The following is a 24,433-nucleotide window of genomic DNA, read 5'->3' as shown; positions in this document are numbered from 1 at the left end:
GAGGAACATCCGTGCATACCGTCGAAACCGTGCTGCTGGTGCTGATGCTCGGTGCGCTGACCGGCATCACCGCCCGTTACCTGCGTGCCATTCCGCTGCCGCTGATCCAGATCGGCCTGGGCACGCTGCTGGCCTGGCCCCAGCAAGGCCTGCACATCGCCTTCGACCCGGAGCTGTTCCTGCTGCTGTTCATCCCGCCGCTGCTGTTCGCCGACGGCTGGCGCATTCCGAAGCGCGAGTTCTTCTCGCTCTACAAACCGATCCTGAAACTAGCCTTCGGCCTGGTGCTGGTGACGGTGCTTGGACTCGGCTACCTCATCCACTGGCTGATTCCCGAGATGCCGCTGACGGTCGCCTTCGCCCTTGCCGCGGTGGTCTCCCCCACCGATGCGGTGGCCGTGTCGGCCATCACGCGCAATCTCGGCATGCCGTCGAAGACCATGCACGTGCTCGAAGGCGAATCGCTGCTGAACGACGCATCCGGCCTGGTCGCCCTGAAATTCGCCATCGCCGCGACGCTCACCGGGCTGTTCTCGTGGAGCGAAGCAGCCAAGGAGTTCGTCTGGATGGCAGTCGGCGGGCTCGCCGCCGGCGCGCTGATCGGCTGGGGCTTCGCCGTGGCACGCGACACCGTGACCCGCAAGCTAGGCGACGTCGCCGCCACCCAGATGGTGCTGCTGCTCGTGCTGCTCCCCTTTGCCGCCTACATCGTCGGCGAGTTCATCGGCGTGTCGGGCATCCTGGCGGCAGTGGCCGCCGGCATCACGACCAATTTCGCCGACCTGAACCGCAGCGAATTCATCACCGAACGGATGCAGACCGAAGGCACCTGGGCAATGGTGGAATCCGCCTTCAACGGCGCCATCTTCCTGCTGCTCGGCCTGCAGCTGCCCTCCATCATCGGCACCACGCTGGAGCAGGCGGGCGATCATTGGTGGGTACCTGTCGGACAGGTCGTGGCGATCTCGACGGCCTTGCTGCTGATGCGCTGGCTCTGGCTCAGCACCGGCGTGCACACCAGCCTGTGGCGCGCGCACGCCGAAGGCAAACTGGCCGAAAAACCATCGCGGCTGCTGACCCTGGCGACCACGCTGGCCGGCATCCGCGGCGCGGTGACACTGGCTGGCGCGCTGTCGGTGCCGCTGCTGCTGAACGACGGCAGCCCCTTCCCCGGCCGCAGCCAGCTGGTCTTCCTCGCCACCGGCACCATCCTGTTCACGCTGCTGATCGGCAGCATCGGCCTGCCGCTGGTATTGCGGCGCCTGCCGCCGAGCGGCGAGCCTGCATCGGTGCAGGAAGAACGCCAGGCCCGGCTGGCCGCATGCAAGGCCGCGATCGCCAGCATGGTGCTGGACAAGGCCCAGGCCGAAGCGGCCGATCCGCAATGGCTGGCGCAATACCAGGAATCCGCCGGCCGCCTGACGCAGGAATACCGCAAGCGCATCGATCTGCTCGACGACGACACTCCGCCGGCAACGCCCGAGGCACAGGCCGAAGCGCCCGACGCGATCCTCCAGCGCCGCCAGCGCTACGTCGTCGAACAGGAACTGCGGCTGCAGGCGCTGCACGCCGAACGCAACACGCTCTACGCCGAGCGTCACGCCCACCGGATCAACGACGAATCGCTGCGCAGCCTGGTCGCCGAACTCGACCTCGCGGAAGTTGCGCTGCGCAGGCGCCTCGATGTCGCCCGCCGTGCAGCCAGGATGGCGGCGGACGCGGTGGCGTCCTCGACGCCGCCGCGGGAGAGCGGCACCCACTGACACGGCCCTTGAAAGGGCCGTTCCTGGCCTGCCCTCACGCCCTCCGCTTGGCCGATGCCCGGCTGATGATCTCTGGTCTGCATGGTTCGCGCTCGCAGCCGTCTTGCTGGCCAGCCAAACGGCGAACTGCCGCCGCCCGAACAAAATCTTTCCGGCACTGTCGACCCAGCACGCTTCCTGCTGCGTCCGCAACGCATGGGGGCCACGGGAGAACAGGCCGCCATGGTGTGGCGGATCGGGTTCTGCAGACGGCTCACCTTCGTATCGGGAGATGAACATGCTTGCACACGATGCCCATCTCGCATCCGCACTGGCGGATACCGAACGCCGCCTGGCAGCCACCCAGGCGCTTGCCCGCGTCGGCGACTGGACACTGGAGCGGGATACCGCCCGCATGACCTGGTCGCCCGAACTGTTCCGCCTGTTCGAACGGCCCGTCGCGCAAGGCGTGCCCGACATCAACGAAGCCCTCGCCTACTTCAGCCCGGAATCGCTCGAACTCACCCGCACCGCCTTCTGGTATGCGATCGACAAGGGCGAGCGCTGCACGCTCGAACAGACTGCGCACCTGCCGTCCGGCACCACCGCACACTACGTCACCGAGATCGTGCCGGTCGCAGACGCCATGGGCCGCGTGTACATGCTCTACGGCACGGTGCAGGACATCACCGAGCGCAAGGCGCTGGAAGCCGAGCGCCTGCGCCAGGTGGGCCGCGTCGCTGAACTGTCGCGCCGCCTGCTCGAAGTCGGCGAGCATGAACGCCGCCGGCTCGCCGCGGCCCTCCATGACCAGGCGAGCCCCAATCTCGCGGCGCTGAAGCTGATCTTCACCAACCTCCGCAAGGCGCTGCCGGACTCGATACACCGAGAGCTGGAACCCCTGCTGGACGATGCCGCCGCGCTGCTCGCCGACACCGACGCCGGCATCCGCGACATCTGCGCGACCCTGCATCCGGCCACGCTCGACTACGCCGGCCTGGCCGCCGCGATCCGCGAGTATGCCAGGCTGGTCGCCCGCCACAGCGATACCCGCGTGCTGCTCGAGCTGGACGAGGACATGGGCGGCCTGTCCGCGGAACTGCAGGCCATGCTGTTCCGCATCGCCCAGGAAGCCTTGACCAACTGCGCCAAACACGCCGCCGCACGCCGGATCAGGATCGAGCTGCGGCGCCGCGGCAGGGACATCATCCTGCGCATCGCCGACGACGGCTGCGGCTTCGACCCGGAACGGCCCGGCCAGCCTGCCGGCGCGCCCGGCCTCGGGCTCATCACCATGCGGGAGCGCGCCGAACTCGCCGGCGGCCGCTTCACGCTGCGCGCCGCACCCGGCGCCGGCACCGAAATCGAAGTCGTGCTCGCACCCCATGCGCATCGCTTTCCGGGAGGCAGGCCATGAAACAACTGAACATCGTGCTCGCGGACGACCACCAGATGTTCCGCCATGCCTTGCGCGCCCTGCTGGAAAGAGAGCCCGGCCTGGCCGTCGTCGGCGAGGCGGCAAACGGCGAAGACCTGCTCCGCCTGCTCGCCAGGCAGCCGGTGGACATCGTCTGCATCGACATCGGCATGCCGGGCATGAACGGCATCGAGGCCACGCGCCGCCTGCTGGCGCTGTACCCCGGCATCCGGGTGATCGGGCTGTCGGCCTATTCCGACCAGCAGTTCGTCATCGACCTGCTCAATGCCGGCGCCCAGGGCTACGTGACGAAGGCCGCCGCCAGCGACGATCTGCTGCGCGCCATCGACAACGTCCGGCATGGCCGCAGCTATCTCTGCCCGGAAGTGGCCGGTGCGGTGGCCAACGCACTGCGCTCCGGCACCGAACCGCGTACCGGAGCGCCGCAGCTGACCGCGCGCGAGCGCCAGGTGCTGCAGCTGATCGCCGAAGGCCATACCTCGGCGCGCATCGCCGAGCGGCTGTACATCGCCCCATCGACCATCGAGGTGCACCGGCGCAACATCATGCGCAAGCTCGATCTGCACAGCGTCGCCGAACTCACCCGCTATGCCATCCGCAACGGCATCTGCCAGGTGAGCGAATGAGACCGGAACTACTCGAAGCGTATTTACGCTGCGTTACACGGCCTACCTGTTTACCGGTACATCCAAACACCCATAACGGGGTATATCCCCCCTCTGCCTTTGACATTAGCATCCGAGGCTTCAAGCAATTCACTGCCACCCGCGAGGAAGCCAAGATGACCACCCATCCGTCCGTACAGCAGTTCACAGCGACTGCCAACGCCAGCCTGCAGACTTTCCAGTCGCTGGCCGACACCATCCTCAACGCTTCGGAGCAGTTGCTCTCGCTCAACGTCGAAGCAGCCCGCTCGCTGTGCGCCCACGCCTCGGCCCAGACCCTGCCGCTCGATGGCGAAGAGTTCCGCAGCCGCTTCACCAACAGCATCAACGTAAACAACGAAGGCTTCGAACAGGCCACCGAATACCTGCGCAACGTGAATGAAATCTGCCTGCGCACGCAGACTGAGTTCGCCGAAATCAGTACCCGCCACTTCAACGAAATCAGCAGCTCGATGCAATCGCTGTTCAACGAAGTCTCCAAGCTGACACCCGCGAGCACGCTGGAAACCTTCGTCACACCGACGGCGAATGCACGCAACAGCACGCGCAAGGCTGCCTGAGCTGCACTGAAGCGGTAAACGGCGAAGGCCCCGAAAAAACTTCGGGGCCTTCGCCGTTTACCGCCTGCCTGAGGGCAAACCTTCGCTCAGAGATAACGGTCGAGCCGCATCAGCACCCGCTCGCGCCCCAGCACCTCCAGCACCGCGTCGATCGACGGCGTCTGCGGCACGCCCAGCACGACAACGCGCAGCGGAATCGCCACCTGCGGCATCTTCAGGCCGTGCTCGGCCATGGTGTCCTTGATCGCCTGGGACAGCGCCGCCTTGTTCCACTCCGCCCCCGCCAGGCGCCCGCGCAGACTGGTCAGCGCGGCCTTCGCGGCTTCGTTCAGGTGCTGGCCGATCACTTCCGGCGCCGGATGCACGTCGGCGACGAACAGCTCGGCCGCATCGGCCAGCTCGTTCAGGTTGGAAACGCGGTCCTTGTACAGCGCAATGGCCGCTTCCAGCGAAACGCCGGTCTCGGGATTCACGCCGCGCCGCGCGAGGCGGTTGGCGACCTGGGCGGCCAGGAAAGTATCGTCCGCCTTCTTGATGTACTGGGCATTGAGCCAGTTCAGCTTCTCGGTGTTGAACTGCGCCGCCGAAGGCGTGATGTGGTCGAGGTCGAACCACTCGACGAACTGCGCGCGGCTGAACACCTCGTCGTCGCCGTGGCTCCAGCCCAGGCGGGCCAGGTAGTTGATGACCGCGTCCGGCAGGTAGCCGTCCTCGTCGTACTGCATCACGCTGACCGCGCCGTGGCGCTTGGACAGCTTGGTGCCGTCGTCGCCGAGGATCATCGACAGGTGGGCGTACAGCGGCACCTCGGCGCCCAGCGCCCGCAGCACGTTGATCTGGCGCGGCGTGTTGTTCACATGGTCGTCGCCGCGGATGACGTGGGTGATGCCCATGTCCCAGTCGTCCACCACCACGCAGAAGTTGTAGGTCGGCGTGCCGTCGGCGCGGGCGATGATGAAGTCGTCCAGCTCGGCATTGGCGATCTCGATGCGGCCCTTGACCAGATCGTCCCAGGCCACGGCGCCCTCCACCGGGTTGCGGAAGCGCACCACTGGCTGCACGCCTTCGGGCGGCTGCGGCAGCGCCTTGCCGGCCTCCGGCCGCCAACGGCCGTCGTAGCGCGGCTTCTCGCCGCGGGCGCGCTGCTCCTCGCGGATGCGGTCGAGTTCTTCCGGCAACATGTAGCAGTGGTAGGCGGTGCCGGCGGCCAGCATCTGCTGGATCACCTCCTTGTACCGCGCCATGCGCTGCATCTGGTAGAACGGGCCTTCGTCATGCTCCAGGCCCAGCCACTGCATGCCGTCCAGGATGGCCTGCACCGCCGCGGGCGTGGAACGGGCGACGTCGGTATCCTCGATGCGCAGGATGAACCTGCCGCCATGGCGGCGGGCGAAGGCCCATGAGAACAGCGCCGTGCGCGCGCCGCCGATGTGGAGATAACCGGTGGGGCTGGGCGCGAAGCGGGTGCGGACGGGACGGAAAGCGGAAGGCTGGGACATTGGTGATTTCGTCGTGAAGCTTGGGCGAAGGCGCGGATTCTAAGCGATTGTGGCCATTTGCGGCGCGGGCACCCTGCGCCGGACAGGCGCCCGCGACTTGCCGGAGCCGGTGTTCAACTGAGCAGCAGCTTGTCGTCGTCCAGCACTTCACCGCGCACCTTCTCGAACATCGCGAGCAGGTGATGCACGTCCATCCCTTCGCGCTCCTTGCCCGAGACGTCGAGCACGACCCGCCCCTGGTGCAGCATCACGGTGCGCTGGCCGACATCGAGCGCCTGGCGCATGCTGTGGGTCACCATCATCGTCGTCAGCTTGTGCTCGGCGACGATGCGCACCGTCAGTTCGAGGACGAAGGCGGCGGTGCGCGGATCGAGCGCGGCGGTGTGTTCGTCGAGCAGCAGCAGGCGCGAAGGCTGCAGCGCCGCCATCAGCAGGCTGACGGCCTGGCGCTGGCCACCGGAGAGCAGGCCGATGCGGTCGGACAGGCGGTTTTCCAGGCCGAGGCCGAGCGTTCGACAGCTGGGCGCGGAATTCCTCGCGCAGCGCCGGCTTGACGGCGAAGGACAGGCCGCGGCGGCGGCCGCGCATCTTCGCCAGCGCCATGTTCTCTTCGATGGTGAGGTCTTCGCAGGTGCCCGCCAGCGGGTCCTGGAACACGCGCGCGACGTGGCGCGCCCGCGTCCACACCGGCTGGCGGGTCATGTCGATGCCGTCGATCTCGATGCTGCCGCTGTCGATCTTCTGCTCGCCGGACACGGCATTGAGGAAGGTCGATTTGCCGGCGCCGTTCGAGCCGATCACGGTGACGAACTGCCCGGACGGGATCTCGAGCGACATGCCGCGCAGGGCCTGGGTCTCGATCGGCGTGCCGGGGTTGAAGGTGAGGTGCAGATCCTGGGCTTTGAGCATATTAGACTCCCGCCGGGCCGCCCCAAGGGAGGCTGGAGCCCCCTCGGGGGGGTGAGGCAGGGGTTTCACGACGCACTGCGTCGTGCCTGCCGAACGGGTCGGCTGTACTAAGCCGGCCCTCCGCGAACAAAGTGAGCGTGGGGGTCGTCATCTCAGTTCGCCTTCTTTCCGGACCAGTGCTGGCGCAGCTTGGGCACCACCAGCGCCACCGTCACCAGCAAGGCGGTGACGAGGTTGAGATCCTGCGCCTGCAGGCCGATGAAGTCGGAGTTGAGCGCCAGCGCGATGAAGAAGCGATAGACGATGGCGCCGACGATCACCGCGATGGTCGCCAGGTAGAGCTTGCGCGAAGGCAGCAGGCTTTCGCCGACGATCACCGCCGCCAGGCCGATGACGATGGTGCCCACGCCCATCGAGATGTCCGCCCCGCCCTGGGTCTGCGCGAACAGCGCGCCGGCCAGCCCGACCAGCGCGTTGGACAGCGCCATGCCCGCCAGCACCGCCAGCCCGGTATTGACGCCCTGCGCCCGCGCCATGCGCGCGTTGGAGCCGGTGGCGCGGATCGCCAGGCCGCTCTGGGTGGCGAAGAAGCTGTCCAGCAGCAGCTTTGCCGCCAGCACCAGGAAGACCAGCAGCAAGGGCCGGAACACGTAGTCCGCCAGCGATTCGGGCTGCAGGATGTTGAAGACCGTCGGCTCCGTGATCAGCGGCACGTTGGGCTTGCCCATGATGCGCAGATTGATCGAGTACAGCGCGATCATCATCAGGATGCTGGCGAGCAGGTCCATGATCTTCAGCCGCACGTTGAGCCAGCCGGTGATCAGGCCGGCCACGGCGCCGGCCAGGGTCGCCGCGATCGTGGCGACGAAGGGGTCGGTGCCGCTTGCGATCAGCGTGGCGGCCACCGCGCCGCCGAGCGGGAAGCTGCCATCGACGGTCAGGTCGGGGAAGCGCAGCAGGCGGAAGGAAATATAGACGCCGAGGGCGACGAGGCTGAAGATCAGCCCGATCTCCAGGGCCCCGAGCAGGGTGTAGAGAGACATGGGGAACTACCGTAGGCTGAAAGTCGGCATCAGGCGCCGCCGGCCGAGCGCCGGCAGCACGCCTGCCGCGGGGCTTACTGGACGACCTTGGCGGCGGACTTCACCAGTTCGTCGGACAGCGTGATGCCCTGCTTGCCCGCTGCGCCCGGGTTGACGTGGAGTTCCAGCTTGCTGCTGGTCTCGGAAGCGATGTCGCCCGGCTTCTCGCCGTTGAGGATGCGGGCGACGATCTTGCCGGTCTGCACGCCCAGCCCGCGGTAGTCCATGCCATAGGCCGCCACCGCGCCGCGCGAGACGCTGTTGACGTCGGCGGCCACCAGCGGAATCTTGGCATCCATGCCGACCTTGACCAGGGCCTCGTAGGCCGACACCACGTTGTTGTCGGTGTTGGTGTAGAAGACATCGGCCTTGCCGATCAGGCTGCGCGCGGCCGAGCCGACGTCGACCGAGCGCGGCGCGGCGGCTTCGACCAGGCTCATGCCATGCTTGGGCAGCGCTTCGCGCATCTGTTCGAGCACCACGATCGAATTCGCCTCGCCGGGGTTGAAGACCATGCCGACACGCTTGGCGTTGGGCGCGACACGCTTGATGAGGTCGATCTGCTTGTCCAGTTCGAGCGCATCGGAAGCGCCGGTGACGTTGGTGCCCGACGGCGCCATCGACGGCACCAGCTTGGCGGCGACCGGGTCGGTCACGGCCGAATACACCAGCGGGATGCTCTTGGTCGCGGCGACGACGGCCTGCGCCGAAGGCGTGGCGATGGCAACGATGACATCGACCTTGTCGCCGACGAACTTGCGCGCGATCTGGGCAGCGGTGCCGGTATTGCCCTGGGCGCTCTGGTACTGCCACTTCAGGTTCTTGCCTTCCTCGAAGCCCGCTTCGGCCAGGCCTTGCTTGACGCCATCACGCACCGCATCCAGCGCCGGGTGTTCGACGATCGCGGTGACGGCGACGGATTTCTGCTGGGCATGGACCGGGGCCGCGATTGCGAAAGCCAGCGTCAGCGCACCGAACAGGATATTGCGGGACTTGATGAAAGGCATTCAGGACTCCTCAGCGGCCATCTCGGCCAGGAAAGTTGGCAAGACTCGCCCTGCCGCAGCAGAACGAAACCCCTGGAGTCTACAGGTCATCGCTGCTTTAGGCGACTGCCGCGAACCTGGAGGCAGGCGATCTCATGGCGTTCGCACAGAAGACGGGCAACATGATTGCGCCAATGACTGTATTTTTTTACAGTCAACCGCATGCTTCCCGACCATGCCGAACTCCACTGTCTCAGCAATTTCAGCTTCCAGCGCGGCGCCTCGCATCCCGAGGAACTCGTCGTCCAGGCAGCCGCCTTCGGCTACGCCGCGATCGCGATCACCGACGAATGTTCCCTGGCGGGCGTGGTGCGCGCCCACCGCGCGCTGCGCGAGCTGCCCGAACAAGGCCGGCCCGGGCTGATCATCGGCAGCGAACTGCAACTGACCGACGGCCCCCGCATCGTATTGCTGGCGGCCAGCCGCGCCGGCTACGGCCAGCTGTCGCGGCTCATCACCCGCGCCCGGCGCGCTGCCGGCAAGGGCGAATACAAGCTCACACGGGCGATGCTCGACGGCGCCTGCCCCGACTGCCTGGCCCTGCTGATTCCGCCCGCCGATTTTCCACCGCCGGACTGGCCTGTCCCGGCGCGTGCCGAGCCGCCTGCCGCCGGCTCTGCCGCCACCGACTCCGCTGCCACCCTCGAAGCCGATGCCGCCTGGCTCGCCCAGTGCTTCCCAGGCCGCGCCTGGATGGCGGTCACGGTGCTGCTCGACGGCCGCGACCGCCAGCGCATCACCCGCTTGCGCCGCATCGCCCGGGGCGCCGGCATCCCGGCCGTGGCCGCCAGCGGCGCGCTGATGCACGACGCCGGCCGCCGGCCGCTGGCCGACGTGATGACGGCGCTGCGGCTGCACTGCAGCGTGGCCGAAGCCGGCCTGGCGCTCGCGCCCAATGCCGAACGCCGGCTGCACGACCGCGCCACGCTCGCCAGCCGCTACCCGCCCGCCCTGCTGGCCGAGACCCTGGCCGTGGCCGCGCGCTGCACGTTCAGCCTCGACGAGCTGCGCTACGAATACCCGGCCGAACTCGTGCCCGACGGCGAAACGCCCGCCAGCTGGCTGCGCCGCCTGGTGGAAGGCGGCCTGGCCTGGCGCTACCGGCAGGATGACGGCCGCCCTGCCGATGATCCACCCGCAATCCATGCCCTTGCCCGCCCCGCCGCCCGCGCGGCCCCACCGCCTCCAGCCACGGACCCTGTACCGCCAGCCGTGCGCAAACAGATCGAATACGAGCTGGCACTGATCGCCGAGCTCGACTACGAACCCTACTTCCTCACCGTGCACGACATCGTCCGCTTCGCCCGCAGCGTCGGCATCCTGTGCCAGGGGCGGGGCTCGGCGGCCAATTCGGCGGTGTGCTGGGCGCTGGGCATCACCGAAGTCGATCCCGGGCTCGGCATCATGCTGGTCGAGCGCTTCATCTCGCGCGAACGCAACGAGCCGCCCGACATCGACGTCGATTTCGAGCACGAGCGGCGCGAGGAAGTCATCCAGTACGTCTATCGCAAGTACGGCCGCGACCGCGCCGCGCTTGCCGCCACCGTCATCACCTACCGCGCCCGCAGCGCATTGCGCGACGTCGGCCGCGCCCTCGGCCTCGGCGAGGCCCAGGTCGACCGCATCACGAGCGAGCACCACTGGTTCGACGGCCGCCGCGTGCGGCCCGAACGCCTCGCCGCCGCCGGGCTCGATCCCGACAGTCCGATCAGCCGGCGGCTGGCCGCGCTCACCGAGGAACTGATCGGCTTTCCCCGCCACCTGTCGCAGCACGTCGGCGGCTTCGTCATCGCCCGCGGCCGGCTCGACGAACTGGTGCCGGTGGAAAACGCCGCGATGCCCGAGCGCACCGTCATCCAGTGGGACAAGGACGACCTCGACACCGTCGGGCTGATGAAGATCGACGTGCTCGCGCTCGGCATGCTGTCGGCGCTGCGCCGCGGCCTGGCGCTGGCCTCGGCCTGGCGCGGGCAGTTGCTGAACCTGGCCAGCATCGAGCGCGAACGGAAGGAGGTCTATGAAATGCTGTCGCGCGCAGATGCAATCGGCGTGTTCCAGGTCGAGTCGCGCGCGCAGATGAGCATGTTGCCGCGCCTCAAGCCCCACTGCTTCTATGACCTTGTGGTGGAAGTCGCCATCGTGCGCCCCGGCCCGATCCAGGGCGGCATGGTCCCCCCTTACCTGCGTGCGCGCGAACGCGTCGCGCGCGGCGAAAACCCGATGGCAGAGGTGCGTGCCGAAATCCACGGTGCGCTGGCGCGCACGCTGGGGGTACCGATCTTCCAGGAGCAGGTCATGCAGCTTGCCGTGGTCGCCGCCGATTTCAGCGCCGGCGAAGCCGACCAGCTACGCCGGTCGATGGGCACCTGGCGGCGCAAGGGCGAACTCGAACGCCACCGCAAGAAGCTTCTCGAAGGCCTGGCCCGCAACGGCTACGACGCCGACTTCGCCCAGCGCCTGAGCCAGCAGATCGAAGGCTTCGGCGAATACGGCTTCCCCGAGTCGCACGCCGCCAGCTTCGCGCTGCTGGTCTATGCCTCGGCCTGGCTGAAATGCTTCGAACCGGCCGCCTTCCTCGCCGCGCTGCTCGACAGCCAGCCGATGGGTTTCTACGCCCCTTCGCAACTGATCCAGGACGCCCGCCGCCACGGCGTCGAAGTGCGCCCGGCCGACGTCACGACCAGCGACTGGGAATGCACGCTCGAAGAAACGGTGGCCGCCAGCGCTGGCATGGCTCCGATCGAGAGCACCGCCCCCCACTGCGGCAAACCGTCTTCAAAAACGGGCCGGCAGTCCGCGCCTCCCCAGCCAGCCGTGCGCCTCGGCCTGCGCATGATCCACGGCCTGGGCCAGGACACCGCGCTGCGCATCGCCGCCGCCCGGCGCCAGCGGGCCTTTGCCGACACCCAGGATCTCGCCATCCGTGCCCGGCTGGACAGCGGCGCACTGCGTGTGCTGGCGGCAGGCGGCGCGCTTGCCACGCTGGCCGGCCACCGGCGCCAGGCCTTGTGGCAGGCCACCGGCGCCGCACCGCTGCCCGGCCTGCTGGCCACGGCGCCCGGCGGCGATGCCGCAGCCAGACTCGCCGCACCGGCTGCCGCCGAAGACCTGTTCGCCGACTACGCCCGCCTCGGCTTCACCCTGGGCCGCCACCCCCTGTCCTTCGTGCGCGGCGAACTCGCCCGGCTGCGCTTCATCACCGCCGCCGACATCGCCGCCGCACCCGACCGCATGCTGGCCCGCGGCGCCGGCCTGGTCACCTGCCGCCAGCGCCCCGGCACCGCCAAGGGCACGCTGTTCATCACCCTGGAAGACGAAACCGGCCTCACCAACGTCATCGTCCGCCCCGAACTCCTCGAACGCCAGCGCCGCCCCCTGCTCGGCGCCCACCTGCTCGGCGTCTATGGCCAGATCAGCCGCCAGGGCCAGGTCGTGCATCTGATCGCTAACCGGGTGGTGGACCATTCCGGGCTGCTGCAGGGCCTGGCTGCGAAGAGCCGGGATTTCCACTGAAACCTGCTCGCATGCAGCATGGCCGACGCCGAGTTCCGGCACATTCGACGACCAGAAACGACTGTCCGGCAATACCGGGCAATGGCTCCCATTCTTGATTTTCATCAAAATGACATGACATTTCGCAGTCACACAATGCCTGACAAAACATGCAAGGAGCCGTCCATGTCCTCGAGCCCTGCCGCCAAGGCACCACCTCCTTCCCTCAGCTTCATGCAGCGTGCCGGCCTGGCAGCGGCCATCGCCGCGCTGCTGATCGTGGTGTTCATGCCCCCGCTGGCCGGCCTGCCGCAGGCGGGGCAGATGATGCTGGGCATCCTGGCCTTCGCGGTGATCCTGTGGATGACCGAAGCGCTGGACTACTCGGTTTCGGCGCTGGTGATCGGTGCGCTGATGATCGCCCTGCTGGCGCTCAGCCCCGCGCCGGGGCAGGACGCGGCGGACACCATGATGGGCACCCGCGGTGCGCTGCCCTACGCCTTGTCGGGCTTCAGCAACAGCGCGGCGGTGCTGGTGGCAGCGGCGTGCTTCATCGCCTCGGCGATGACCGCCACCCAGCTCGACAAGCGCATTGCGCTGCAGGTGCTGTCCTACGTTCCGGCGCGCGCCAACCATGTGGCGATGGGCGCGATCGCGGTGGGCTTCCTGCTGTCCTTCATCGTGCCCAGCGCCACCGCGCGCGTGGCCTGCCTGATGCCGATCATGCTGGGTTTCCTGACCGCCTTCGGCGCCGACCGCCGCAGCAAGTTCGCCGCGCTGGTGGTGATCACCGCCGCGCAGACGGCCAGCGTGTGGAACATCGGCATCAAGACCGCCGCCGCGCAGAACATGGTGGCGATCGGCTTCATCGAAAGGCAGTTCGGCGAAACCATCACCTGGGGCGAATGGTTCATCGCCGGCGCGCCGTTCTCCGCCGTGCTGACGGTGATGCTGTACTTCATCATGACGCGCATGCTCAAGCCCGAGATGGATCACATCGCCGGCGGGCGCGAAGCCATCCGCCAGCAGCTCGACGCCCTCGGGCCGACCACACCAAAGCAATGGAAGCTGCTCACCATCACCGTCGTCTTGCTGGGTTTCTGGGCCACCGAAGGCGTGCTGCACAGCGTGGATACCACCTCGTCCACCATCGTCGCGGTGGCGCTGATGCTGTTGCCGCGCATCGGCGTGATGGACTGGAAGGAATCGCAGAAAGGCTTTCCGTGGGGCACGGTACTGCTGTTCGCGGTGGGCATCGCGATGGGCTCGGCCCTGCTCAGGACAGAAGCCGCGCCCTGGCTGGCACGCCTGATCGTCGAGCATCTAGGCCTGACGAACGCGGCTGCCTTCGCCATCTTCATGCTGCTGTCACTGTTCCTGATCGTGATCCACCTCGGCTTCGCCAGCGCGACCGGCCTGGCATCGACCATGATCCCGATCATCATCAGCGTGCTGCAGGCAGTGGAAACACCCGGCATCAACCCCATCGGCATGACGATGCTGCTGCAGTTCGTGGTGAGCTTCGGCTTCATCCTGCCAGTGAACTCGCCCCAGGGCATGCTGGCCTACGGCACGGACACCTTCGACATCAAGGACTACATCCGCACCGGACTGGCGCTCACCGTGGCGGCCACGGCGCTGCTGGTGGTGTTCGCGCTGACCTACTGGTCGTGGATGGGCTACATGACATTGCCGGCGAACTGAGGCTGAAAGGGCTGGCGTTCCTGAAGATCGCCAGCCCAGCTATTTGCCAGCGGCGTCAACCGGAGGCGCCGAGCCGCGAAAGCGCTTTTTCGGAGCGTCCTCCGCCGGAGGCAGCCAGCCGCAACAACAGGGCGCTTAACGGCCTCCGGCCCGCTTCGCGGCTCGGCGCCCCCGGCCGAGGCCGCTCCTACGGAAACGCTCAGCGGGCCAATTCGGCCGTCGCCCACTCCACCACTTGCCCCGCCACCGTCGCCGATGCCTGGCCGAACCCATCCACCACCTGCGGCACGTCGGCGCCCGCCGGACGATGGCGAGCCTCGAACTGGCGCGAGGCAACGATCTGACGGCCATCGCGCCGCACCAGGCGAGCATCCAGCCTGACCACGACTTCGGGTGCGCCATCGCGGTATTCGCTCTGGAAAGCCAGCAGGTCGCTGACGACCTCGTAGTCGGCATGCAGGCGGACTTCGTCGCTGCTCAGCGCCGCAATGCGGCCGTCGGCGCGGAAGGCATCGATGATGCGCTCGCGCACCAGCACCGGCGCGGGATCGCTCCAGTTTGCGCCCTTGTAAACGCTGAGCCGGTCGCCCTCGGGCACGACCACGATGCGCTGGCCGGACAAGCTGGTACCGGCAGCCGGGCGCGAGATGCGCAGCGACAGCGGCAGCGCCGCGCCTTCGGCCTTGCGCCACTCTGCGGCGGGCAGCCTGTAGGTATCGACCGGCTCAGGGCGCGGCAGCACCGAGCAGGCCGACAGGATCAGCAGCGAAGCGGCCAGGCCGGCACGGTGCAGGGTACGCATCGCAGACTTGCGGGATTTCATGGTGTGAACTCCTTCACCGGCTCGAGGCCGAGCAGGTATTCGGTCGGGCGGTTTTCCAGTTGGCGCGTGATCGCGCGCATCGAGGCCAGGGTGTCGCGCAGCTCGGCCAGCGCCGGGCCGAGTTCGGCCAGGCCGCGCATGCCGTTGTTGAGCGGGCCGCGGTTCTCGCCGACGAGCATATCGACGGTGCTCATCGCCCGTTCGAAGGCCTCCATCGACCGCTGCGCACTCCGCAGCGTCTGCTCGCCTTCCACATCGATCAGACGATTGGCGCTGCCGACCAGCCTGGAGGCTTCGCCCAGCGCCAGCGTCGCCTGTTCGCCGACCTGGGCGAGCTGGCGCACCGCAGCCGTGATCCCCTCGCGCTCGGCGGCAATCGCGCCGGAGGTCTGCTCCAGGCTCTTCAGCGTCTGCGCGATGCTGGCGATGTTCTCTTCCGAGAACAGCTGGCGCATCTGGAACAGCACGCCATTGATGTTGACCATCACGTCCTCGCCATCGGCCATCAGCTTGGTCAGCGGCGACGGCGTGGCGACGATCTCCGGCACTTCGTCCCCGACCGGCAGCGACACGCTGTTCGCGTCGTCGCCGCTGCTCAGGCGGATGATCGAGATGCCGGTGATGCCGGCCGGCACCAGCCGCGCCTGGGTATCGCTGCGCACCGGCGCCTCGCTATCGACGCGGACACGGGCAATGACGCGGTGCGGATCCTTCGGGTCGAGCCGCAGGCTCGAGACGTCGCCGACCTTGATGCCGTTGAACTCCACCGTGCTGCCTTTCGACAGGCCGCTGACGGCCTCCTGGAAGACGATGTCATAGGCGTGGAACTGGGTGTCGCTGTGGCTCTTGCCGAGCCATAGCGCGAATACCAGCGCCGCACCGACCACCAGCAGGGTGAAGAGGCCGATCAGCACGTGATGGGCACGTGTTTCCATTTCGGGTTGCTCCGGGTTGAATCAGGTTTGCGGGACGTGCTGCAGCGCCTGCGCGGCATCCGCCGCGGCACGGCCGCGCGGCCCGTGGAAATACTCGCGGATCCAGGCATCGTCGGTCGCCGCCACGGCTTCGAGCGTGTCGTTGATCAGCACCCGCTTCTGCGACAGCACCGCGATGCGGTCGGTGATGGTGTAAAGGGTGTCGAGGTCGTGGGTGACGATGAACACGCTCAGGCCGAGGGCGTCGCGCAGCGTGAGGATGAGCTGGTCGAAGGCGGCGGCGCCGATCGGGTCGAGGCCGGCGGTCGGCTCGTCGAGGAACAGGATGTCGGGGTCGAGCGCCAGCGCACGCGCGAGCGCGGCGCGCTTGACCATGCCGCCCGACAGATCGGACGGGTACTTGTCGCCCGCATTGGCCGGCAGGCCCGCCAGCGCGATCTTCAGCCGCGCCAGTGCCGCCGCTTCCGCCGTCTTCAGTCCGGCATGCTCGATCATCGGCAAGGCCACGTTCTCGGTCACCGTCAGCGACGAGAACAGCGCCCCTTGCTGGAACAGCACGCCGAAGCGCCGCTCGATCTCTGCACGCCTGCCCTCCGGCAGCGTCAGCAGATCTTCTCCGAATACGCTCACCTTGCCCGCCGCTGGGCGGTTGAGGCCGACGATGGTCCGCAGCAGCACCGACTTGCCGGTGCCCGAGCCGCCGACCACGCCCAGGATCTCGCCGCGGCGCACGTCGAGGTCCAGCTTGTCGTGCACCACCTGCGCACCGAACTGGTTGCGCACGCCGCGCACCTCGATGATGTTCTCCATGGCCGCAGTCATCGCGTCACCCCCGTCACCGTCCCCATCTCACCAGCCCCGCCTCACCAGCCCATCTCCATGCAGAACAGCGCCGCCACCGCATCGACCACGATCACGATGAAAATCGACTGCACCACCGACGACGTGGTGTGCTCGCCGACCGACTGCGCGCTGCCGCTGACGCGGAAGCCTTCAAGGCAGCCGATGATGCCGATCAGGAAGGCGAAGATCGGCGCCTTGGCCATGCCGATGACGAAATGCTTGAGGCTGACGTCGTTCTCGACCACCGACATGAACATCACCGGCGAGATGTCGAGCTTGGCCGCGCACACCAGCATGCCGCCGGCAATGCCCGAGATCATCGCCACGAAGGTCAGCATCGGCAGCGCCAGCATCAGCGCCGACACCCGCGGCAGCACCAGCAGCTCGATCGGATCGAGCCCCAGCACGCGGATGGCGTCGACTTCCTCGTTGGCGCGCATCGAGCCGATCTGCGCGGTGAAGGAGCTGGCGGTACGGCCGGCGACGATGATCGCAGTCAGCAGCACGCCGAACTCGCGCAGGAAGGAAAACGCGATCAGGTCCACGGTGAAGATGCTGGCGCCGAAGGCCGACAGCACCGTCGAGCCGAGGAAGGCGATCACCGCACCGACCAGGAAGGTCAGCAGCGCGACGATCGGCACCGCGTTGAGCGCAGTCTGCTCCAGGTTGGCGACGAGCGAAGTGACGCGCCAGCGCTGCGGCCGCAGCAGAAGGGAGAAAGCGGTTTGCAGGGTGATGCCGATGAAACCCAGGGTGCCGACCACGTGGTGCCAGAACACCGTCGTCGCCTGGCCGATGTGTTCGAGCACGTCAGCCAGCGCACTGCCCTGCTTTGCTGGCGGAGTCTCCTCGGTGGCAAGCGCAGCCGACACGGTTCTCAGCAATGCGCGGCGTTCGGTGCCCAGCGGGCTTTCATCGCCCGCCAGCCACTGCAGGCGATCGGGCCCCAGCAGTTCGTTCAGCAGCGCGACGCCAGCGGTGTCGAGCGCCCCCAGGCCGGCGGCATCGACCCGCGTAGCCGGCCCGATCGTTTTCCGCAATGCAGCGACACGGCCCGCCAGCGAACGATAGTTCGCAAGCGTCCAGTCACCGCCCAGCACGAGCCGGCTTTCGCCGCCCGCGCCGGACAAATCCGCGAAACCGCTCATCGAGTCAGCCAAAACGTCTTTGCTCCACTATCCCTGGCGCCGCCACCCCCTGGCGGACCCGCCCTTGCCATGACCGTTCCCGGTGATTGCCATCCGGCATCAGACCCCACCTTATCGTCATATGAAGCCAGCTATTGCAACGATGCGGCGCTTGACGATGATATTCGGCAAATGTTGGAATGCAAGTGCACCGCAGCATTTTTCTTGCCTGTCCGCATAGATTGCACCAAGCCGGCCTGGGACGGCTGCTGCGGGCATCCGGACCGCGCCTCAACCCGAAACGCGGCCCGGAAATATGGCCCGATGAGCGGAAAAATGCCATGAAAATCGACATCAAGAACAAGGCGGCATGGATCGTCGCCGCCCTCCTCGCCGTCTCGGCCGCCATCGCGTGGCAAGTCCTCGGCCGCAACGGTGACGACGGCAGCTTCGTCCACGGCAACGGCCGCATCGAGGCCACCGAAGTTGACGTCGCCGCCAAGGCTGCCGGACGCGTGCAGGACATCCTGGTCAACGAAGGCGATTTCGTCGCCGCCGACCAGGTCATCGCCCGCATGGACATGAAGACGGTCGAGGCCCAGCTCGCCCAGGCCCGCGCGGAAGCCGCCAATGCCCGCAGCGCGCGCGAAACCGCCCTCGCCCAGGTCGCCCAGCGCAAGGCCGACGTCGCCATGGCCGAGGCGACACTGGTGCAGCGCCGTTCCGAACTCGACATCGCGCGCAAGACCAGCGCCCGCTCGCAGGCCTTGCGCGCCGACCGCGCCATTTCCGAGCAGGTCGCCGACGACAACCTCGCCCGCGTGCGCAACGCCGAAGCCAACATCAACGTCGCCCAGGCCCAGATCGCTGCCGCCCAGGCCGGCGTCAAGGCCGCCGAAGCACAGGTCGAGCAGGCCGAAGCCGCGATCCAGGCCACGCTCGCCGTCGTCGCCCGGCTGGAGACGGAGCTGGAGGACGGCGTGCTGAAGGCGCCGCGCGGCGGCCGCGTGCAGTACCGCATCGTGCAGCCGGGCGAAGTCGTCGGCGGTGGCGGCAAGATCGTCAGCCTGGTCGACATCGGCGACGTCTACATGACCTTCTTCCTGCCCGAAATGGCCGCCGGCCGCGTTGCCATCGGCACCGAGGCGCGCATCGTGCTCGATGCCGCCCAGCACTACGTGATTCCGGCGCACATCTCCTATGTCGCCAGCGTCGCCCAGTTCACCCCGAAGACGGTCGAAACCCAGAGCGAACGGCAGAAGATGGTGTTCCGCGTCAAGGCCCGCATCGATCCCGAATTGCTCGCCAAGTACCCCGAGCACGTCAAGACCGGCCTGCCCGGCGTCGCCCACGTCCGCCTCGACGACAGCAAACCCTGGCCCGGCGAGCTGCAGACGAGGCTGCCGTGAATTCCACGACCGGATCGGCGGCGCCTTCCACGGCGCCGGTCGTCCGCCCAACCGTCGTCCGCCTCGTCGACGTCGAACACCGCTACGGCGACACGCTCGCCGCCGACCATGTCACGCTCGACATTCCGGCCGGCTGCATGGTCGGCTTCATCGGCCCCGACGGCGTCGGCAAATCCACCTGGCTGGGGCTGATCGCCGGTGCGCGCCAGATCCAGCAAGGCAAGGTCGAGGTGCTCGGCGGAGACATGGCCAGCGCCCGCCACCGCCGCGACGTCTGCCCGCGCATCGCCTACATGCCGCAGGGCCTGGGCAAGAACCTCTACCCGACGCTGTCGGTGTTCGAGAACGTTCAACTTCTTCGGCCGCCTGTTCGGCCAGTCGCGTGTCGAGCGCGAAGAGCGCATCGCCGACCTGCTGGCCTCGACCGGACTCGCCGAATTCGCCGACCGTCCGGCCAACAAGCTGTCCGGCGGCATGAAGCAGAAACTCGGCCTGTGCTGCGCGCTGATCCACGACCCCGACCTGCTGATCCTCGACGAGCCCACCACCGGCGTCGATCCGCTGTCGCGCCGCCAGTTCTGGGAGCTGATCGACCGCATCCGCGCGCGGCGCCCGGGCATGAGCGTGCTCGTCGCCACCGCCTACATGGAAGAAGCCGAACGCTACGACTGGCTGGTCGCGGTCGACGCCGGCCGCGTGCTGGCCACCGGCAGCCCGGCGGAACTGCGTGAACGGACGGGCGCCGACACGCTGGAGGGCGCCTTCCTCGCCCTGCTGCCGCCCGAACGGCTCGGCGACCACACGCCGCTGACGATTCCGCCGCTCGAAGCCGGCGACACCGTCATCGAGGCGCGCAGTCTTCAGATGCGCTTCGGCGACTTCATCGCGGTCGACGACATCAACCTCGACGTGCGGCGCGGCGAGATCTTCGGTTTCCTCGGCTCCAACGGCTGCGGCAAGTCGACGACGATGAAGATGCTCACCGGCCTGCTGCCGCCCACCCGCGGTGAGGCGCTGCTGCTGGGCGAAGTCCTCGACGCCCGCAACATCGACACCCGGCGCCGGGTCGGCTACATGTCGCAGGCCTTCTCGCTGTACGCCGAACTGTCGGTGCGGCGCAACCTGCAGCTGCACGCCGACCTGTTCAACCTGCCGGAAGCCGAAGGCGAAGCCCGCATCGCCGAACTGGCCGAACGCTTCGACCTCGCCCCGGTCATGGACGAAGTGCCCGAGGCGCTGCCGCTGGGCATCCGCCAGCGCCTGCAGCTGGCGGTCGCGGTGCTGCACCGGCCCGACGTGCTGATCCTCGACGAACCGACCTCGGGCGTCGACCCGGTCGCGCGCGACCACTTCTGGGAACTGATCATCGACCTGTCGCGCAAGGACGGCGTGACGATCTTCATCACCACCCACTTCATGAACGAGGCGCAGCGCTGCGACCGCATCTCGCTGATGCACGCCGGCCGCATCCTCGCCAGCGGCGCACCGGACGAACTGGCTGCGCAGCGCGGCGCCGCCTCGCTGGAAGATGCCTTCGTCGGCTACCTGGCGGAAGCCAGCGGCGTGAAACTGGCGGGAAGCGATGAACGTGCCGGCTCGCGCACCCCCTCTCCCGCAGGGGGAGAAGGAGAAAACCCCGCCGGCGCCGCGCACACGCGTCCGCCGCGCTTCAGCCTTGCCCGCCTGTTCAGCTTCAGCGCCCGCGAGGCGACCGAACTGCGCCGCGACCCCTTCCGCCTGACGCTGGCGCTGCTCGGCACCGTGATCCTGATGCTGGTGATGGGCTACGGCATCACCACCGACGTCGAGGATCTGAGCTACGCCGTGCTCGACCTCGACCGCAGCACCGCGAGCGAAAGCTACACCCTCAACATCGCCGGCTCGCGCTACTTCCATGAACAGCCGCCGCTCGAAAGCCATGCCGACATCGACCGCCGCATGCGCGCCGGCGAACTGGCGATGGCGCTGGAGATTCCGCCCAACTTCGGCCGCGACCTGGCGCGCGGCGCGCGGCCGGAGGTCGGCGTCTGGCTGGACGGCGCGATGCCGATGCGGGCCGAGGTCGCGCGCGGCTACGTCATGGGCGTGCATGCGCAGACGCTGACCGAGGCGATGGCCGGCGCCGGCCTCTCCGCCGCGCCGCTCGCCGACATCGCCGTGCGCTACCGCTACAACCCGGACATGCGCAGCCTGATCGCGATGGTGCCGGCGGTGATCCCGATGCTGCTGGTGTTCATCCCGGCGATGCTGACCGCGCTCGGCGTGGTGCGCGAGAAGGAATTGGGCTCCATCCTCAACGTCTACACCACGCCGGTCACCAAGCTCGAATTTCTGCTCGGCAAGCAGCTGCCCTACATCGCGCTGTCGATGTTCAACTGCGTGCTGATGTTCGTGCTCGCGATCACCCTGTTCGACGTGCCGTTCAAGGGCAGCCTGACGGCCTTCTTCACCGGCGCGCTGCTCTACGTCACCGCCACCACCGGCCTGGGGCTGCTGATGTCGACGCTGACCAACAGCCAGATCGCGGCGATGGCCGGCACCTCGATCGGCACCCTGCTGCCGGCGATCCAGTTCTCCGGCATGCTCGATCCGGTGTCCTCGCTCGAAGGCGGCGGCGCGCTGATCGGCGAAATGTATCCGACCACGCACTTCCTCACCATCAGCCGGGGCACCTTCTCGAAGGCGCTCGACTTCGGTGACCTGGGCGGCGCCTTCATCCCGCTGCTGGTGGCCATTCCGGTGCTGACGCTGCTGTCCGCGCTGCTGCTGAAGAAGCAGGCCCGCTGAAGAGGAAGACCATGGGCACACGCAACGGCACCCTGCACAACACCTGGTACCTGGGCATCAAGGAGTTCCACAGCCTGATCGGCGACTGGCCGATGCTGTTCATGATCGTGTTCATGTTCACCGTCTCGGTGTATGCCGACGCCACCGCCAAGCCCGAAAGCCTGCACCGGGCCTCGATCGCGGTGGTCGACGAGGACCAGTCGCAGCTGTCCAGCCGCATCATCGCCGCGCTGCACCCGCCGCAGTTCATCGACCCGGAGCGGATCGAACTGGCGGAGATCGACCCCACGATGGATGCCGGCCGGCACACCTTCGTGCTCGACATTCCGCCCAACTTCCAGCGCGACGTGCTGGCCGGCCGCTCGCCGGCGCTGCAGCTCAACGTCAACGCCACCCGCCAGAGCCAGGCACAGACCGGCACCGGCTACATCCAGAACATCGTCAACGATGAGATCCGCAGCTTCGTGCAGCGCTACCGCAGCACCGCCGCGCAGCCGGTGCAACTGGTCGAGCGCGCGATGTTCAACCCCAATCTCAGCGGCGGCTGGTTCGCGGCGGTGACGGCGATCATCAACAACATCACCATGCTCGGCATCCTGCTCACCGGCGCCGCGCTGATCCGCGAACGCGAGCACGGCACCATCGAGCATCTGCTGGTGATGCCGGTGACGCCCTTCGAGATCATGCTGTCCAAGGTCTGGTCGATGGGCGTGGTCGTGCTGCTGGCCTCGTCCTTTTCGCTGCAGGTCATGGTCAAGGGCGTGCTGGGCGTCGTCGTGCCCGGCTCGGCGCTGCTGTTCGGCGCCGCCTCCCTGCTCTACCTGTTCGCCGCCGCCTCGATCGGCATCTTCATGGGTACGCTGGCACGCAACATGCCGCAGTTCGGCCTCATGACCATCCTCGTGCTGCTGCCGCTGCAGATCCTGTCGGGCGCGCTGACGCCGCGCGAAAGCATGCCCGCGCTGGTGCAGTGGCTGATGTCGCTGACCCCCACCACCCACTTCGTCAGCCTCGCCCAAGGCATCCTGTTCCGCGGCGCCGGCCTCGACGTGGTCTGGCCCGCCTTCGCCATGGTCGCGCTGATCGGCGGCGTCTTCTTCGCCCTCGCCCTCCGCCGCCTGCGCAGTACCATCGGCAAGATGCAAAGCTGAACCCCTCCTCGGCGGCCTTCGACACCTCTCGCCGCCCCCTTCGCCCGGACCAAAGGACCCTCGCCCCATGTCGGCACTTTTCCAGCCCTTCACGCTCAAGAACACCACCCTCCGCAACCGCATCGCCGTCCCGCCGATGTGCCAGTACATGGCCATCGACGGCGTCGCCAACGACTGGCACCGGGTGCATTACCCCGCGCTGGCGCGCGGCGGCGCCGGCCTGGTCATCGTCGAGGCCACCGCGGTCTCGCCGGAAGGCCGCATCACGCCCGGCTGCCTCGGCCTGTGGAACGACGCCCAGGCCGACGCCCTCGCCCCCATCGCCGCCTCGATCAAGGCCGCCGGCGCCGTGCCCGGCATCCAGATCGGCCACGCCGGCCGCAAGGCCAGTTCCAACCTGCCGTGGGAAGGCGACGACCACATCGCCGACGGCGATCCGCGCGCCTGGCCGACGATCGCGCCCTCGGCGGTCGCCTTCGGCGCCAACCTGCCGAAAGTGCCCAAGGCCATGACGCTGGACGACATCGCCCGCGTCCGCGCCGACTTCGCCGAGGCCGCCCGCCGCGCCCGCGACGCCGGCTTCGAATGGCTGGAACTGCACTTCGCCCACGGCTACCTGGGCCAGAGCTTCTTCTCGGTGCATGCCAACCAGCGCACCGACGCCTACGGCGGCAGCGCCGGAAACCGCGGCCGCTTCCTGCTCGAGACGCTGGCCGCGGTGCGCGAAGTCTGGCCGGAAAACCTCCCCCTCACCGCCCGCTTCGGCGTCATCGAGTACGACGGCCGCGACGAGGAGACGCTGGCCGAAGCCATCGGCCTGACCCGCAACCTCAAGCGTGGCGGGCTGGACCTGCTGAGCGTCAGCGTCGGCTTTTCCACGCTGCAAGCCAAAGTGCCCTGGGGCCCCGCCTTCCTTGCCCCGGTCGCTACCCGCGTGCGCGAGGAGGCCGCCATTCCGGTTGCCTCGGCCTGGGGTTTCGGCACGCCCGAACTGGCCGAAACCGCCATCGCCGACGGCCAGCTCGACCTCGTCATGGTCGGCCGCTCCCACCTCGCCAATCCGCACTGGCCGATGCACGCGGCGAAGGCGCTGAAGGTCAAGCGCCCGACCTGGGTGCTGCCGGCGCCGTATGCGCATTGGCTGGAGCGGTACCGGACCGAATGAGCATGCGGCAGTCTCGATGCAGCCCGCTTGAGCGCAGCGATCCGCACAGGAAGCGA

Annotated in this window: 16 protein-coding genes and 2 pseudogenes; 10 read left to right on the top strand and 8 right to left on the bottom strand. The window is 68.0% G+C overall.

All coding sequences use genetic code 11. The features are described from left to right. Window positions 1–11 precede the first annotated feature (11 nt). The 4 genes from QM748_RS03400 (at window position 12) to QM748_RS03385 (ending at window position 4,405) form a co-directional block, all read left to right on the top strand. Window positions 12–1,763 (top strand): Na+/H+ antiporter, encoded by a 1,752-nt coding sequence (locus tag QM748_RS03400; RefSeq protein WP_415245650.1) that lies wholly within the window; start codon window positions 12–14, stop codon window positions 1,761–1,763. A 277-nt stretch (window positions 1,764–2,040) separates the two neighbouring features. Then, a complete protein-coding gene (locus QM748_RS03395) occupies window positions 2,041–3,159 on the top strand; it encodes an ATP-binding protein (protein ID WP_415245649.1) in 1,119 nt (372 codons plus the stop codon). Continuing rightward, window positions 3,156–3,806, top strand: a complete 651-nt coding sequence (locus tag QM748_RS03390) for a response regulator (protein ID WP_415245648.1) — start codon at window positions 3,156–3,158, stop codon at window positions 3,804–3,806. Before QM748_RS03395 ends, QM748_RS03390 begins: the two co-directional genes overlap by 4 nt. Before the next feature lie 155 nt (window positions 3,807–3,961). Next, the gene (locus tag QM748_RS03385) at window positions 3,962–4,405 is read left to right on the top strand and encodes a phasin family protein (protein WP_415245647.1); all 444 of its coding nucleotides are present in this window, start codon (window positions 3,962–3,964) and stop codon (window positions 4,403–4,405) included. 86 nt (window positions 4,406–4,491) lie between these two features. On the opposite strand, the gene gltX is transcribed toward QM748_RS03385, so the two are convergent. The 4 genes and pseudogenes from gltX to QM748_RS03365 form a co-directional block, all read right to left on the bottom strand. After that, window positions 4,492–5,904, bottom strand: a complete 1,413-nt coding sequence (gene gltX / locus QM748_RS03380; RefSeq protein WP_415245646.1) for a glutamate--tRNA ligase — start codon at window positions 5,902–5,904, stop codon at window positions 4,492–4,494. 113 nt (window positions 5,905–6,017) lie between these two features. Next, window positions 6,018–6,813, bottom strand: a pseudogene (locus QM748_RS03375) (ABC transporter ATP-binding protein). Between the two features lie 152 nt (window positions 6,814–6,965). Then, window positions 6,966–7,856: an ABC transporter permease gene (locus QM748_RS03370; RefSeq protein WP_415245645.1), complete on the bottom strand. Its 891-nt coding sequence runs from the start codon at window positions 7,854–7,856 to the stop codon at window positions 6,966–6,968. A gap of 74 nt (window positions 7,857–7,930) precedes the next feature. Then, on the bottom strand, window positions 7,931–8,902 hold the full coding sequence (locus tag QM748_RS03365) for an ABC transporter substrate-binding protein (protein ID WP_415245644.1): 972 nt from the start codon (window positions 8,900–8,902) through the stop codon (window positions 7,931–7,933). Window positions 8,903–9,103: 201 nt separating this feature from the next. Here QM748_RS03365 and QM748_RS03360 point away from each other — a divergent pair, with 201 nt between their 5' ends. After that, entirely contained in the window at window positions 9,104–12,454 is a 3,351-nt protein-coding gene (locus QM748_RS03360) for an error-prone DNA polymerase (RefSeq protein ID WP_415245643.1), read from the top strand. 165 nt (window positions 12,455–12,619) lie between these two features. After that, window positions 12,620–14,137 (top strand): SLC13 family permease, encoded by a 1,518-nt coding sequence (locus QM748_RS03355; protein WP_415245642.1) that lies wholly within the window; start codon window positions 12,620–12,622, stop codon window positions 14,135–14,137. Window positions 14,138–14,336: 199 nt separating this feature from the next. Here QM748_RS03355 and QM748_RS03350 read toward each other — a convergent pair whose 3' ends face one another. Genes QM748_RS03350 through QM748_RS03335 form a run of 4 tightly spaced genes read right to left on the bottom strand, consistent with a single transcriptional unit; the run spans window position 14,337 to window position 17,886 of the window. Further along, window positions 14,337–14,960, bottom strand: a complete 624-nt coding sequence (locus tag QM748_RS03350) for an ABC-type transport auxiliary lipoprotein family protein (RefSeq protein WP_415245641.1) — start codon at window positions 14,958–14,960, stop codon at window positions 14,337–14,339. Continuing rightward, window positions 14,957–15,895 (bottom strand): MlaD family protein, encoded by a 939-nt coding sequence (locus QM748_RS03345; RefSeq protein ID WP_415245640.1) that lies wholly within the window; start codon window positions 15,893–15,895, stop codon window positions 14,957–14,959. The genes QM748_RS03350 and QM748_RS03345 overlap by 4 nt, the downstream gene beginning before the upstream one ends. Before the next feature lie 21 nt (window positions 15,896–15,916). Then, on the bottom strand, window positions 15,917–16,705 hold the full coding sequence (locus tag QM748_RS03340) for an ABC transporter ATP-binding protein (protein ID WP_415245639.1): 789 nt from the start codon (window positions 16,703–16,705) through the stop codon (window positions 15,917–15,919). 53 nt (window positions 16,706–16,758) lie between these two features. Beyond that, on the bottom strand, window positions 16,759–17,886 hold the full coding sequence (locus QM748_RS03335) for an MlaE family lipid ABC transporter permease subunit (RefSeq protein ID WP_415245638.1): 1,128 nt from the start codon (window positions 17,884–17,886) through the stop codon (window positions 16,759–16,761). Window positions 17,887–18,206: 320 nt separating this feature from the next. Here QM748_RS03335 and QM748_RS03330 point away from each other — a divergent pair, with 320 nt between their 5' ends. From QM748_RS03330 to QM748_RS03315, 4 genes and pseudogenes are all read left to right on the top strand, one after another. Beyond that, window positions 18,207–19,274, top strand: a complete 1,068-nt coding sequence (locus QM748_RS03330; protein ID WP_415245637.1) for an HlyD family secretion protein — start codon at window positions 18,207–18,209, stop codon at window positions 19,272–19,274. 137 nt (window positions 19,275–19,411) lie between these two features. Next, window positions 19,412–22,061 (top strand): annotated as a pseudogene (gene rbbA / locus QM748_RS03325) (ribosome-associated ATPase/putative transporter RbbA). Window positions 22,062–22,072: 11 nt separating this feature from the next. Further along, window positions 22,073–23,212 (top strand): ABC transporter permease, encoded by a 1,140-nt coding sequence (locus QM748_RS03320; protein WP_415245636.1) that lies wholly within the window; start codon window positions 22,073–22,075, stop codon window positions 23,210–23,212. A gap of 67 nt (window positions 23,213–23,279) precedes the next feature. Beyond that, a complete protein-coding gene (locus QM748_RS03315) occupies window positions 23,280–24,377 on the top strand; it encodes an NADH:flavin oxidoreductase/NADH oxidase (protein ID WP_415245635.1) in 1,098 nt (365 codons plus the stop codon). Window positions 24,378–24,433: the final 56 nt, after the last annotated feature.

This window comes from Thauera sp. (assembly GCF_047601425.1).
Lineage (GTDB): Bacteria > Pseudomonadota > Gammaproteobacteria > Burkholderiales > Rhodocyclaceae > Thauera.
This window is presented reverse-complemented; position numbering and strand designations above follow the sequence as displayed.

Bases quoted from the DNA above. Each gene is read 5' to 3' on its own strand.
- QM748_RS03385 (WP_415245647.1), top strand. From the start codon at position 3,962: ATGACCACCCATCCGTCCGTACAGCAGTTCACAGCGACTGCCAACGCC.
- gltX (WP_415245646.1), bottom strand. From the start codon at position 5,904: ATGTCCCAGCCTTCCGCTTTCCGTCCCGTCCGCACCCGCTTCGCGCCC.
- QM748_RS03390 (WP_415245648.1), top strand. From the start codon at position 3,156: ATGAAACAACTGAACATCGTGCTCGCGGACGACCACCAGATGTTCCGC.
- QM748_RS03315 (WP_415245635.1), top strand. From the start codon at position 23,280: ATGTCGGCACTTTTCCAGCCCTTCACGCTCAAGAACACCACCCTCCGC.
- QM748_RS03355 (WP_415245642.1), top strand. From the start codon at position 12,620: ATGTCCTCGAGCCCTGCCGCCAAGGCACCACCTCCTTCCCTCAGCTTC.
- QM748_RS03330 (WP_415245637.1), top strand. From the start codon at position 18,207: ATGAAAATCGACATCAAGAACAAGGCGGCATGGATCGTCGCCGCCCTC.
- QM748_RS03370 (WP_415245645.1), bottom strand. From the start codon at position 7,856: ATGTCTCTCTACACCCTGCTCGGGGCCCTGGAGATCGGGCTGATCTTC.
- QM748_RS03350 (WP_415245641.1), bottom strand. From the start codon at position 14,960: ATGAAATCCCGCAAGTCTGCGATGCGTACCCTGCACCGTGCCGGCCTG.
- QM748_RS03395 (WP_415245649.1), top strand. From the start codon at position 2,041: ATGCTTGCACACGATGCCCATCTCGCATCCGCACTGGCGGATACCGAA.
- QM748_RS03345 (WP_415245640.1), bottom strand. From the start codon at position 15,895: ATGGAAACACGTGCCCATCACGTGCTGATCGGCCTCTTCACCCTGCTG.
- QM748_RS03340 (WP_415245639.1), bottom strand. From the start codon at position 16,705: ATGGAGAACATCATCGAGGTGCGCGGCGTGCGCAACCAGTTCGGTGCG.
- QM748_RS03365 (WP_415245644.1), bottom strand. From the start codon at position 8,902: ATGCCTTTCATCAAGTCCCGCAATATCCTGTTCGGTGCGCTGACGCTG.
- QM748_RS03335 (WP_415245638.1), bottom strand. From the start codon at position 17,886: ATGAGCGGTTTCGCGGATTTGTCCGGCGCGGGCGGCGAAAGCCGGCTC.
- QM748_RS03320 (WP_415245636.1), top strand. From the start codon at position 22,073: ATGGGCACACGCAACGGCACCCTGCACAACACCTGGTACCTGGGCATC.
- QM748_RS03360 (WP_415245643.1), top strand. From the start codon at position 9,104: ATGCTTCCCGACCATGCCGAACTCCACTGTCTCAGCAATTTCAGCTTC.